The sequence below is a fragment of the Paraflavitalea pollutisoli genome (assembly GCF_029360705.1).
In the GTDB taxonomy this organism is placed as follows: domain Bacteria; phylum Bacteroidota; class Bacteroidia; order Chitinophagales; family Chitinophagaceae; genus Paraflavitalea; species Paraflavitalea pollutisoli.
The window spans coordinates 408,949-421,466 of the sequence record NZ_JARKMX010000004.1; the positions used below are offsets into that span (position 1 = coordinate 408,949).

The window sequence follows — 12,518 nt, forward strand, 5'->3', positions numbered from 1 at the left end:
AATAGGCGGGTATGGTGTTGGGGCAGTCGCCATACGCTAAGGTCGTGTACGGCCGGCCATTCTGATCTGCTCCAGCAACGCCTGCAATGCCTTTACTGTAGCAGGATGGGTAGTGGCGAGGTTCGTTTGCTCGCGCGGATCATGGGTGAGGTCGTATAGTTGGGGAACTTCACTATAGCCCGATTCTATATCCACACCTTCCAGGATGGCTGGTCCTTTACGGGGTTCGATGTACTTCCAGTTATCTTGTACAAGGGCAAATGCACCGCCTTGCTCTACCAGCACAGAACGGGCTTTAGCAGACTTGCCGGTTAGCGCATCCCAGGCGTCGAAGCTGTCGGGAGCGTCTTCCTTGCCGAAGGATTGTTGGGTAAGCCGTGCCAGCGAATGCAGCAGGTCGACCTGGCAAACCAATGCATCGCTGACGCCGGGTTTGATATGACCGGGCCAATACATGATCCAGGGCACGCGGGTGCCGGCTTCGAAAGCGCTGTATTTGCCGCCGCGCAGGATGCCGGCTGGTGTATGTCCCTGTAGCTGGGTTACAGCGCCATCCTGGTAGCCATCATCCAGTACAGGTCCGTTGTCGCTGGTGAAAAGGATGATCGTATTTTTTTCAAGGCCAAGCTGAACGAGGTGCTGGCGCAGCTGCCCAACAGTCCAGTCGAGCTGCAAAATGGCATCCCCCCGCAACCCCAGTCCACTTTTACCTTTGAACATGGTGGCTGGCATGCGGGGCACATGTGGTTCGGTAAGGGCAAAGTACAGGAAGAAAGGATGCCGTTGGTTCGTGTCGATGAAGGCTTTGGCTTTCGCCAGAAAGGTTGTCGACAATTCTTCATCCGTCCAGCGGGCAGCTTTGCCGCCGCTCATATAGCCTATGCGGCCGATGCCGTTGACGATAGTCTGGTTATGTCCCTGACCGGGTGATGACAACAGTTTCAGCAGCTCAGGGTGTTCTTTTCCGGTAGGGTCTGTGCCAATCTTATTTTTATAGCTGACGTGTATGGGGTCGCTGCTGTCGAGCGCTACAACCCGTTGGTTGTCGAGGAACACAGTAGGTACACGGTCGGCGGTGGCCGGAAATATATAGGAGTAATCGAAACCTACTTCCAGTGGTCCGGGTTTCACAAGGTCATTCCAGTTTTTCTCTACTGTAGTTCCCAGGCCGAGATGCCATTTACCCACGATGCCCGTCTTGTATCCGGCCTTTTGCAGCATTGATGGAAGCGTGGTAGTACCGGGCTCTATGATCAGTGCTGCATCGCCCGGCAGGATGCCGGTGCCATTCCTGCGCCAGGGGTATTGCCCTGTCATCAGTGCATACCGGGAAGGTGTACAGGTGGCGGAAGTGGCATGGCCATTGGTGAGCCGCAATCCGTGGCGTGCCAGCTGGTCGATATGGGGCGTTTGGATCCTGGTGGCGCCATAACAACTCAGATCGCCGTAACCAAGATCATCGGTCATGATGATGATAATATTGGGCTTGTCGCGCGACTGCCCCAGCACCGTTGCCGTGCATAATACAAAGACCGTAAGGCAGGTGAATGAAAGTCGGATCATGACCAGGTAGTTTTGACTGATGAAACTACGATCTATGCTCCAGATCGTTGGTAGTATACTGCGATTAATTTGAGCAACCGGTTGTGCGGCGGCCAGCTTGCAGAAAGGGCTTATGAAGGCACCTAAGTGAAGTCGCAAACGGCCCGTCACAAGGTCAGAATGTCCCCCTGAAAATGTTGTGGGGTAATTCTACCTTGCAGCTACAAACACAGACTACCTTTTTATAACCTAAAACAACTTGTATGAAAAAGTTCTTCAAGATTGCCGGCATCATTCTTTTATCGCTGATCGTGCTGGTATTGATTGCCGGCCTCATGCTGCCGAAGAAAGTCGCACTAGAAAAAAGCATCACCATCAATGCGACAGGTGAGCAGGTATGGCAGCACGTCAATAACCTCGAGGCCTGCCATAAATGGAGTCCCTTTGTAGAAGAAGATCCCAATACGGTCGTTTCTTATTCGGGTCAATCGGGCACTGTCGGCTCTTCCTATGCCTGGAAAAGCGAGAAAGTAGGCGAGGGTACGCAAACCATTACCAAACTGGAGCCAGGACAGCGTGTTGATTCGCACCTGCACTTTATAAAACCCTTCGAAGGGGAAGCGGATACTTATATCAAACTGACCCCTGCCGGCAATGCCACCAATGTAACCTGGGGATTCGAATCGGAATATAAATACCCGATGAACGTCATGGGCAACCTGATGAAGGGAAGCCTGGGCGATATGTTCCAGAATGGATTGAACAACCTGAAGGAGCAATCGGAAAGCAATTAATTGGGATCAACGGGCTGGCACCTATGTTGCATCGGTAGGATAAATATCCGACCATGACAAACAATGTAACACCTGCCGGCAATCCGATCATTCGCCACCTGTATACCGCCGACCCTACGGTGATCAGCTTCCAGGGGAAACTTTATTGTTATACCGGGCATGATGAACCGCCCGCAGGTGTCGACGATTATGTGATGAAGGATTGGCATTGTTTTTCCTCGGCCAACCTCATCGATTGGGAAGATCATGGGGCCTTACTGAAGGCCACCGATTTTACCTGGTCCAGTGGCGATGCCTATGCTTCTAAGGTCATTGAATACAACAACCGGTTCTATTGGTTCGTGTCGGTAACGCACGCCACCATTCCAGGCAAAGCGATCGGGATCGCTGTGGCAGATCATCCGGCCGGACCTTTTGCCGACGCAAAAGGTTCGGCCCTGATCACCCAGGACATGATACCGGACCAGCACCTCGAAAAAGCCAACCTCGATCCCACCGTACTTATCGACGAGCAGGGTGCCCCCTATATCTACTGGGGCAACACGGTTTGTTATGCGGCACGACTCAGCGCCGACCTGCTATCCATCGATGGTCCCATACAGCGGGTGCCCTTACCCGGTTTTACCGAAGGGGCGCACCTGCACCACGCCAATGGCTGGTATTACTTATCGTATGGTTATGGTTATCCGGAGAAGGTGGCTTATGCCATGAGCCGCAACATCGATGGCCCCTGGGAATACAAAGGCATTCTCAATGAGATCGCTGGCAATTGTGCCACCAACAGGCCGGCGGTCATCGAATTCAAAGGGCAATCTTATTTCTTCTACCACAATGGCGCCTTGCCCGAAGGTGGCAGTCACCGCCGCTCCGTATGTGTGGATGACCTCTATTATTTTGAAGATGGAACGATGAAGCGCGTAGCCATGACGACCGAAGGGGTGCAGGAAGTGCTGTGAGTTGATCCGTCAGCTGCCTCACAAAGCAATTGACCGATGAAGATCAACCTGTTTGGCACGTGCAAATCAACTTGTCGGGCACGTGCAAGTCAACCTGTAGCTCCGCATCAAAACAACGACAACTGATCCGACTTCGGCTTCTGCGGGGGCTTGGCTTCCCCAAACACCGTATTACCGCTATACTTCCATGACTCGTCTCTTTCCTGTTGCACCAGGGCATCGAAGTTGTCATTGGGTACAAAATCTTTCTCGGCCCTTGCGGCAATCTCGTGTAGTTTCTGAATGGCTTCCGCCTTATCGCTGTTGCCGATCTTCGCTTTTTGTACGGCGGTTTGCAGGATGCTGATGGTCTCGTCGTACACGTTCACCGGTACGGGGAAGGGATGGCCATCTTTACCGCCATGCGCAAAAGAAAAGCGGGCCGGGTCACGGAACCGTGACGGTGTGCCGTGTATCACCTCGCTCACCAGCGTCAATGATTGTAGTGTGCGTGGGCCTACGCCTTGTAAAGCCAGCAACTCCTCGAAATTGTTGATCCCACGGTCATGGGCCACCCAGAGTACGGAGCCGAGTCTTTTCAGGTCTACGTCTTTAGCATGTACTTCGTGGTGGTTAGGCATGATAAGCCGCTGGAAGTCGCGCACCATTTGCATCGGGTCTTCACCGGTGATCTGTAGGATGCCCTGGCGGGTGGTGCCTGCTTCGTTGGCGGTGAGGTTGAGGATGTCGCCCTGGCTGATGCCGCAGACGCCGGTATGTGGTTCCTCTACGAAAGATTGCACATTGGCCGAATGCCAGTGATAGCGGCGGGCCGTTTTGCTGCCGGGATTCATGCCTTGCTGTACCACGGTCCACTGACCGGTATCGCTCACGATGAAGTTGTGGGTGTAGAGTTGAAAGCCGTCCTGAACGGCTGTGTTGTCGACCTTGGCGCTGAGCTTGCTGGCATGTACCAGTTCGTGGCCATCAAGGCCGGTACTTTCAGCGAGGCGGGCCAGTTCGGCTGGTGTTTCGGTAGAAAACTTTCCTTTACCGCCGCAAATGTAAATGCCCAAGGAAGCGCCGTGGGGATTGATGGCGCGTTTGAGGGCGCCCATCACGGAGGTGGTGATGCCGGAGCTATGCCAGTCCATGCCCATGACGGCGCCGAGGCTTTGGAACCAGAAAGGATCGGCGAGGCGGCGTAATACTTCTTCTTTGCCATAATCGGCCAGGATGGTTTCCGTGATCGCCAGTCCCAGCGAGGCCATTCTTTCCGCCAACCATTTTGGCACATATCCATAATGCAGGGGCAGGTCTGCAGAACCCGAACGTTTCATGCCGATAAAGGTACGGAAAATGGGGCAGGGGGCTGGTGTGCCCGTGGGCTGCATGCAGAGGGACCAACAACCCGGGAGGCATCAAACAAATAACAAAAAGCCTGATTTGTCTACGGTTTTTGTTGCCTGATAGCACGTATGGCAGACTATTCCTTTCGGTATCTTTAGGGCTCAAATTTCCCTTTCATGTGGCAAAAGTATATGTGTTGTATACTTTTATTGATCGTTCAGCTAACTGGCTCGTCCTGCAATAACAAGTTCAGCCATGGTCACAGTTATAGCCATATAAACCAGTACATTGCCTACGTATCGCCTACAGCTTGCCTACGCATTGCCTGGCTGCTCAATGAAAGCAGGCAATGTTTTCCCAGTGTTTAGGCAATGTGTAGGCATATAGCAGGCAATCAGCGTAAATCCAGGTAACGTACTGAAGCGCAAATGCTTACCCGTAAATATACGAAATTAATTGAATGAAAGATGTTTGAAGTCCGAAAAGATTGCCAGCGTCGCCAAAATGCTCCGTTTTACCGCTATCGGTTAGTTAATGCCTGATTCAGTTATAAATAGTTTGCGCCTATAGCCGTGGACGGGCAGCGAGGCGCGTGATAGCGCTGGCAATGCCCTGGCAGTCCACTGCCGGTTTTCTGTCACTGCACAGGTGAAAACTGGTATTTCAGAGCAGTGCCAGAACTGTGACAGAGCATTGCCAGAGCAGGGGCATTGTGATCGGCATGACTAAAATGCCCGTAAGCGGGCGTAAAATGACAAGTAAACCGTCGGCTACAGCTCTTTCACTGCCTTCCGACTGGTATCCCACTGGTAGGAGACTGGTATAAGACTGGTATGGAACTGGTATAACACTGGTACTGGCGCATTAGCATATACATACCATATCCGTAGGAGTGTACAAGCATCTCCCTGCGGGAAGGATAGGAGTGTGATAGCATCCGGCGGCGAGCCAAACAGGATTTTAAGTCTGCCGCGATAGCTGCCGAATGCGGCCTGGACTTAAGGCAGGCTTAGCCAGGATCGGCGCGTGTTACCGCAGCTTCGAGAACGGCAGCGGCTTCATGTACACCGATTCCAGCTTCTCGATGATCTTGCCGTCTTTTTCGGAGTTGTCGCGGGCAGAGATCCAGGCAGGGTCGGCCACAAAGGTCTTGAAGGAGTTCTTGCCCGCTTCTTCACTGGCATGCGCCAGCAGGTATACCAGCTTGGGTTGCGTGGTATCCTTTTCCACGGTCGTCCAATAGGCAATATTGGTCATGCCGTGTTTTTCAAACAGCTTGAGCGTATGGTCGCGGAAACGGGTGATGAGGGTGGGCAGCTTACCGGGGTTGCAGGTATAGGTTCGCAATTCGAAGGTGCGCTCGGGGCTCTTGACCGATGGCTGGATAACGGGCGATACATCGCTCACGGCCAGGAAGGTCGACACTACTTTGGCTACGATCTTGCCATTGGCTTCCGATTGTCCGGCCACCTGCTTCCATTCGGGATCGGCGCCGAAGGCTTTCCAGGAACTGTCGCGGGCTGCCCGTGAAGGATAGGCGAGTATGTAATACAGGGCACTATCCGCATTGTTGATGGGTAGCCAGTAGCCGATATTGGTCATGCCATGTTTTTCGAAGATGCGCGTGGTATGGTTGGTAAACCGTTGTACCAGGTCATTTAGCTTGCCAGGATGGCAATAGTATATGCGCAGTTCGAAACAGCGTTGGTCGGTTGTTTGTGCTGATACCGGCTGTAATGCGGCCAGGAAAATGAAGAGGAGGATGACAGGCAGGCGTTTCATGGAACGATTTTACGACCAAGCTATAATTTTTTACGAGTAGTGAAAAGTTTTTGTTGTCGGCCAGCGACCGGAAAGCCCAGTCTCCCTGCGCCAGAACCAACAGGGATGGGTTGAGCCCAATCGCCACCGTTAGCGATTGGATGGTTTGCGCCGGCCGGTTGAGCAGACTTTGCGACTGCGCCATTTTGTAGTAGGCCTCCCCGTTGCGGGGCGACAACCGGCAGATCTTCTCATAGCACAACAAGGCGCTTGCATGATCATTGAGGCTGATATAGCCTTCGGCCAGTTGGCTGAAATAGCCTACACTGGAAGGCCGCAGCCTCGTCAGCGCAGCATAATGGATCGTAGCTTCGGAATAGCGGCCCAGCCTGGTAAACAGGTCCGCTGCGCAGGCCAATACGTTCTCTGCTTTGGGGTCGTACGATAAGGCGTCCTGCAGGCAGTCGATGGCCAACTCATCTTGTTGCTGCTGCCGGTAGCAATCGGCCAGCGCGATCCAGGCTTCATGCATGCGGGGCGATATGGCCGTGGCCTCCCGGAAGCAACAGATGGCTTCGCGGAAGCGCTCGTTTTTCAGGTGCACAAGCCCTTTATTGTGCAAGGCCTTCACATCCTGCCGGTCGAAGGCCAGGGCGTTGTCGAAGCAGATGATGGCCGTTGCGTCGTCTTCCAGTACGAAATACAATTGGCCCAGCAAGTTCCAGATACCCGGATGGCTCGGGTGAACCTTGACCGCCTGGTGCAGGGTCTCCAGGGCGTCTGCGTAATCCTTGAATTGAAAGAATTCTTTGGCGAGAGATATTAGTACCTGGTCACTTTCCTGGAACTGCCGGGTGACCCGCCGGTAGGCCTCTTTCGCCTGGGTGGTATCCCTGTCGAGCAGACTGATATCGCCCAGGATGCGGTTCACGCAGGGATTGTCGGGATTGGCTTGCTGCGCCAGCGCGATCAGTTGTCGGGCGCTGTCGGGCTGGTTATTGCGCATGGCAATGATGCTGTAGTGCGACAAGGCTTCGGCATAATCGGGTTTGATGGCCAGCGTTTGCTGGTAGTAGCTGCGTGCCGTTTGGTGATCGCGCATCATCATATAGCAATTGCCGATGCCAAACAGGGCTGCGGCTTTGTGTTGGTAGTCTTTGATCTTTTGAAACAAGGCAATGGCCGATTTGTATTTTCCGCCCCAGTATTGCGCCGTACCACTCACCGAGTAGATCACGTAATCGATGGTTTCCATCCCGGCGCCGTTGCGAATGTCTTCCAGGCCATAGAAGTCGAAGATCTTGTATTCATGATCCAATAGGTCCTCTTCCATGTGCAGGCTCTTGCGATCGGTGCGGTAGTTGTAACAGATCTTGTCGGAAGGTTTTCCTTCACAAGCCGCGAGCGAATACGATCCATACACGATCTGGTTGGCACCCGTGATCTTCATCAGGCTGTCGGCCATTTCAGTGGTAAAGTTGCGCAGATCGATGGAGTCTATGAAGTAGCGTGTTTGAATAAGCACGGAATCCTGCAGGCGCATGGCTTCCAGGCGCTGACGGATCACATAACCGATATCATACGACATGCCCATGTATTCGCATTCCTTCCGGAAGGGGAGTATCAATACCTTGTTCCCTTTGACAGTTCGGTCAAAAGGGGGCGTGTTCCTGGTGATGGCGGGCGGTACCGCCATACGTGCCGTTTGAGCATTGACGATGGCGGTGATCCAGCAGCAGCACACCAGCAGCCCCAGGACGAAGTAGATGGATTTGTTCAGTTTTTTGATGCGCAGGCGTTCGCCGTTTTTGCCCGTCCAGGGTAAGGCGCGATAACGCATCAGTACGAGCACGGTGACCGTCAATACGCCGCATATCGCCGTGATATAGGCTGCCGAAGTAACGGTCAGCCAATCCGCAATCGATGACAGGCTACGGCTATTACTACCCACAAAGGCGATGAAGGCGAGTGCGAGGGTGACTACCCCCAGCGAGAATTGTAACCATGGCTTTTTCATACACGCAAAATGATGAGTTTGGGAGATGGGTGGGCACGGATCGACTGCCAGCCCTAAGGGGCTGCTGATTTGATTAGCGTGAATAAGTGCGGCAATGGAACGGGTACAGGAGAGAATGGCCGGGGAAGAAAGTCCGGCTGCTTAAAGATACACAAAATCCCAATCGCATTATTCCGGAATACCGTATGGCGAAAGGCTTGGAATGGGAGTGTAGGGAAGCGTTAAATAATTGAGTTACATTTGCGTAACGCGCCTAAACATAGTAAAATAGGTGGAGTGGGGAACTGAATAGAGCCCGCCCGAAATGCACGGGTCGGGTGGAAGTTTTCAACCAAATTATGATTTAGGTTGGAAAAAAGGAGGCTATATTCCTGTTTATCCGGATATATTTTAAGAAATTCGCAATTCTGTTTTAAATTCTAAAAAATGAGTAAGACGCCTGCTACGTTATTCGACAAAGTATGGGACTCCCATGTGGTCAGGAAAATTGAAGATGGACCTGATGTGTTTTTCATTGATCGTCACTTCATTCACGAGGTGACCAGCCCGGTTGCTTTTCTGGGTCTGGAGAGCCGCGGTCTGAAGGTGGTATTCCCCGAAAAGACTTTTGCCACCGCCGATCACAATACGCCCACCATCAACCAGCACCTGCCCGTTCAGGACCCGCTGTCGGCCAACCAGCTGAAAGCCCTGGAGTCCAACTCCGCCAAATACGGCATTTCGCACTGGGGGCTCGGTAATCCCAAAAACGGTATCGTACACGTAGTAGGACCAGAAAACGGCATCACCCTGCCAGGTATGACCATCGTGTGCGGTGACTCGCACACGTCCACCCACGGTGCTTTTGGCGCCATCGCCTTCGGTATCGGTACTTCCGAGGTGGAAATGGTACTGTCTTCTCAGTGTATCATGCAGCCCAAGCCCAAAAAGATGCGCCTCGTGGTCAATGGCAAATTGGGCAAAGGCATTACTCCCAAAGACGTAGTGCTGTACATCATCTCCAAACTGACGGCCGCCGGTGCTACCGGTTATTTCGTAGAGTTTGCCGGTGAGGTATTCGAGCAGATGACCATGGAAGGCCGTATGACGGTTTGTAACATGAGCATCGAAATGGGCGCCCGCGGTGGTATGATCGCTCCCGACGAAACGACTTTCAACTATATCAAAGGACGTGAGAAAGCGCCCAAAGGCGAAGCCTGGGACAAAGCCCTCGCTTACTGGAAAACCCTGAAGACCGATGAAGGCGCTACGTTCGATGTAGAGCACGTATACGATGCTGCCGACATCGAGCCGATGATCACTTATGGTACCAACCCCGGTATGGGCATGGGCATCACCAAGCATATCCCTACTGCTGCACAGGTAGGTGGCAGCAAAGCGAGCTACGACAAATCACTCGAGTACATGGGTTTCCATGAAGATGATGTCATGATCGGCAAGAAGGTGGATTATGTATTCATCGGTAGCTGTACCAACGGCCGCATCGAAGACTTCCGCGCTTTTGCCTCTGTGGTAAAAGGCCGTAAGAAAGCAGCCCATGTAACTGCCTGGATCGTTCCCGGTTCGCATATCGTAGAAGCGCAGATCAAAGAAGAAGGTATCCTGGATATCCTCACCGAAGCTGGCTTCCAGCTGCGTCAACCTGGTTGCTCGGCTTGTCTGGCGATGAACGACGACAAGATTCCCGCCGGTATGTACGCCGTGAGCACCAGCAACCGCAACTTTGAAGGCCGTCAGGGACCTGGCGCTCGTACCATGCTCGCCAGCCCGCTGGTAGCTGCTGCCGCCGCTGTGACCGGTGTGGTGACCGATCCCCGCGAGCTGATCTAAGTGATCGCTTATTATTCGCCAGCAGCTTGCTGCCGGCTTTGTGTCGAACTGTCAATAACAAATTCAATCAACGGGGTCCATGCTGCTTGCATAGCCCATAGCTTCTAATAACATGGCTTACGATAAATTTACCGTATTGAAAAGTTCCGCGGTGCCCATGCCGATCGAGAACGTAGATACCGACCAGATCATTCCCGCCCGTTTCTTAAAAGCCACCGAACGCAAAGGTTTTGGTGATAACCTCTTCCGCGACTGGCGCTTCAATGGCGACGATACGCCCAAACAAGACTTTGTACTCAACAATCCGATATACTCCGGCAAGATCCTCGTCGGCGGCCGTAACTTCGGTAGCGGTAGCAGCCGTGAACACGCTGCCTGGGCCATTTACGACTATGGTTTCCGCTGCGTGGTATCGAGCTTCTTTGCCGATATCTTCAAGAACAACTCACTCAATATTGGTATCCTGCCGGTGACTGTAAGCCCCGCCTTCCTGGATAAGATCTTTACGGCTATCGAGAAAGATCCCAATACTGAACTCGAAGTAAACCTGCCCGAGCAGTCGATCACGATCCTGGCTACCGGCGATAAGGAGTCATTCGATATCAATGGCTATAAAAAGCACAACATGATGAATGGTTTCGATGATATCGACTACCTGCAGTCATTGAAAAGCGAGATCACCGCTTTTGCTGCCAACAGTCCCTACTAACAAACAGCCACTAACGATTTATGTCTTCCGCCCAGCGTTACATTGAAATAATGGATACGACACTCCGCGATGGTGAACAAACCAGCGGAGTTTCGTTTTCTGCTTCCGAAAAGCTAACCATTGCCCAGCTCCTGTTGACAGAAGTAAAGGTCGATCGCATTGAAATAGCTTCCGCCCGTGTGTCTGAAGGTGAATTTGCGGCTGTAAAGGCCATCACCAAATGGGCCAAGGCCAATGGATTGCTGCATAAAGTAGAGGTGCTCACCTTTGTCGATGGCGATGTGTCTGTACAATGGATGCAGAAAGCCGGCGCCAAAGTGATGAACCTCCTCACCAAGGGGTCGCTCAACCACCTCACACACCAGCTCAAGAAAAAGCCCGAACAACATTTTGCAGAGATCGCTGCGGTGATCTCACTGGCTCGTAAGAAAGGACTGGAGTGCAATGTGTACCTGGAAGACTGGAGTAATGGCATGCGGCATTCCCCCGAGTATGTATTTCAGTACCTCGACTTCCTGCAGACGCAACCGGTAAAGCGGGTCATGCTGCCCGATACGCTGGGCGTGCTGATCCCCTCGGAAGTATATGAGTTTGTTTCGCAGATCGTACAACGCTATCCCAAGCTGCATTTCGATTTTCACGCGCACAACGATTATGACCTCGGTACTGCCAACGTGCTGGAAGGCATCAAGGCCGGTGCGCACGGTATTCACCTTACCATTAACGGCATGGGTGAAAGGGCCGGTAATGCACCGCTCGCCAGTACCATCGCCGTATTAAACGACTTCATGCCCGGGGTGAAGACGAGTGTAGCCGAGAATTCGCTGTACATGATCAGCAAACTGGTAGAATCTTTCTCCGGTTTCCGCGTACCGGTTAACAAGCCGGTGGTGGGGGAGAATGTCTTTACACAAACGGCCGGGATCCATGCGGATGGCGATAAGAAGAATAAACTGTATTTCAGCGACCTGATGCCCGAGCGTTTCGGTCGTCAACGCAAATATGCCCTCGGTAAAACCAGTGGCAAAGCCAATATCGAAAACAACCTGGCGCAGCTGGGTATTCAACTGGCCGATGCTGACCTGAAGATGGTGACGCAGCGCATCATCGAGCTGGGCGATCGCAAGGAAGTGGTGACACAGGCCGACCTGCCGTACATCATTTCCGACGTGCTCAACAGCAAGGCGATCGAAGACAAAGTGAGTGTCGAGAACTATGTTTTGACGCACTCCAAGAACCTGAACCCTTCGGCCACGGTGAAGATCAATATTGAGGGGGAACTGTATGAAGAGCATGCGCAGGGTGATGGCCAGTATGATGCTTTCATGAATGCCCTCAAAAAGATCTATAAAAAGCTGAAACGGGAACTGCCGTTGCTGACGGATTATACGGTGCGCATTCCACCCGGTGGTAAAACGGACGCCTTGTGCGAAACCCTGATCACCTGGCGCCACAACGACAAGGAGTTCATCACCCGCGGTCTCGACAGCGACCAGACGGTGTCGGCGATCAAGGCAACGCAGAAGATGCTCAACCAGATCTGATGACGTTGCGCTGACAACAGGGTTGACCATAATCCT

At 52.7% G+C, this 12,518-nt stretch carries 9 protein-coding genes; 5 read left to right on the plus strand and 4 right to left on the minus strand.

Features of this window, described 5'->3' with window-relative positions; translation table 11 throughout:
* Positions 1-36: 36 nt before the first annotated feature.
* Entirely contained in the window at positions 37-1,563 is a 1,527-nt protein-coding gene (locus tag P2W70_RS11530) for a sulfatase family protein (protein ID WP_276481611.1), read from the minus strand.
* Positions 1,564-1,805: 242 nt separating this feature from the next.
* Here P2W70_RS11530 and P2W70_RS11535 point away from each other — a divergent pair, with 242 nt between their 5' ends.
* Positions 1,806-2,336, plus strand: a complete 531-nt coding sequence (locus P2W70_RS11535; RefSeq protein WP_276481612.1) for an SRPBCC family protein — start codon at positions 1,806-1,808, stop codon at positions 2,334-2,336.
* Between the two features lie 53 nt (positions 2,337-2,389).
* Positions 2,390-3,292, plus strand: a complete 903-nt coding sequence (locus P2W70_RS11540) for a glycoside hydrolase family 43 protein (protein ID WP_276481613.1) — start codon at positions 2,390-2,392, stop codon at positions 3,290-3,292.
* 107 nt (positions 3,293-3,399) lie between these two features.
* Here the strand turns inward: P2W70_RS11540 and P2W70_RS11545 are convergent, their stop codons facing one another.
* The 3 genes from P2W70_RS11545 to P2W70_RS11555 form a co-directional block, all read right to left on the minus strand.
* A complete protein-coding gene (locus P2W70_RS11545) occupies positions 3,400-4,611 on the minus strand; it encodes a DUF763 domain-containing protein (RefSeq protein WP_276481614.1) in 1,212 nt (403 codons plus the stop codon).
* 1,039 nt (positions 4,612-5,650) lie between these two features.
* Positions 5,651-6,394 (minus strand): NIPSNAP family protein, encoded by a 744-nt coding sequence (locus tag P2W70_RS11550; RefSeq protein WP_276481804.1) that lies wholly within the window; start codon positions 6,392-6,394, stop codon positions 5,651-5,653.
* A complete protein-coding gene (locus P2W70_RS11555) occupies positions 6,276-8,399 on the minus strand; it encodes a tetratricopeptide repeat protein (RefSeq protein WP_276481615.1) in 2,124 nt (707 codons plus the stop codon). Before P2W70_RS11555 ends, P2W70_RS11550 begins: the two co-directional genes overlap by 119 nt.
* Positions 8,400-8,825: 426 nt before the next feature.
* On the opposite strand from P2W70_RS11555, the gene leuC reads away from it, so the two are divergent.
* From leuC to P2W70_RS11570, 3 genes are all read left to right on the plus strand, one after another.
* The gene (leuC, locus tag P2W70_RS11560) at positions 8,826-10,229 is read left to right on the plus strand and encodes a 3-isopropylmalate dehydratase large subunit (RefSeq protein ID WP_276481616.1); all 1,404 of its coding nucleotides are present in this window, start codon (positions 8,826-8,828) and stop codon (positions 10,227-10,229) included.
* A gap of 112 nt (positions 10,230-10,341) precedes the next feature.
* A complete protein-coding gene (gene leuD, locus P2W70_RS11565) occupies positions 10,342-10,938 on the plus strand; it encodes a 3-isopropylmalate dehydratase small subunit (RefSeq protein ID WP_276481617.1) in 597 nt (198 codons plus the stop codon).
* Positions 10,939-10,988: 50 nt separating this feature from the next.
* Positions 10,989-12,482 (plus strand): alpha-isopropylmalate synthase regulatory domain-containing protein, encoded by a 1,494-nt coding sequence (locus tag P2W70_RS11570; protein ID WP_276481618.1) that lies wholly within the window; start codon positions 10,989-10,991, stop codon positions 12,480-12,482.
* Positions 12,483-12,518 lie beyond the last annotated feature (36 nt).

Excerpts from the sequence above, each read along its gene's own strand:
- P2W70_RS11530 (WP_276481611.1), bottom strand. The coding sequence starts at position 1,563 with ATGATCCGACTTTCATTCACCTGCCTTACGGTCTTTGTATTATGCACG.
- P2W70_RS11535 (WP_276481612.1), top strand. The coding sequence starts at position 1,806 with ATGAAAAAGTTCTTCAAGATTGCCGGCATCATTCTTTTATCGCTGATC.
- P2W70_RS11540 (WP_276481613.1), top strand. The coding sequence starts at position 2,390 with ATGACAAACAATGTAACACCTGCCGGCAATCCGATCATTCGCCACCTG.
- P2W70_RS11545 (WP_276481614.1), bottom strand. The coding sequence starts at position 4,611 with ATGAAACGTTCGGGTTCTGCAGACCTGCCCCTGCATTATGGATATGTG.
- P2W70_RS11555 (WP_276481615.1), bottom strand. The coding sequence starts at position 8,399 with ATGAAAAAGCCATGGTTACAATTCTCGCTGGGGGTAGTCACCCTCGCA.
- leuC (WP_276481616.1), top strand. The coding sequence starts at position 8,826 with ATGAGTAAGACGCCTGCTACGTTATTCGACAAAGTATGGGACTCCCAT.
- leuD (WP_276481617.1), top strand. The coding sequence starts at position 10,342 with ATGGCTTACGATAAATTTACCGTATTGAAAAGTTCCGCGGTGCCCATG.
- P2W70_RS11570 (WP_276481618.1), top strand. The coding sequence starts at position 10,989 with ATGGATACGACACTCCGCGATGGTGAACAAACCAGCGGAGTTTCGTTT.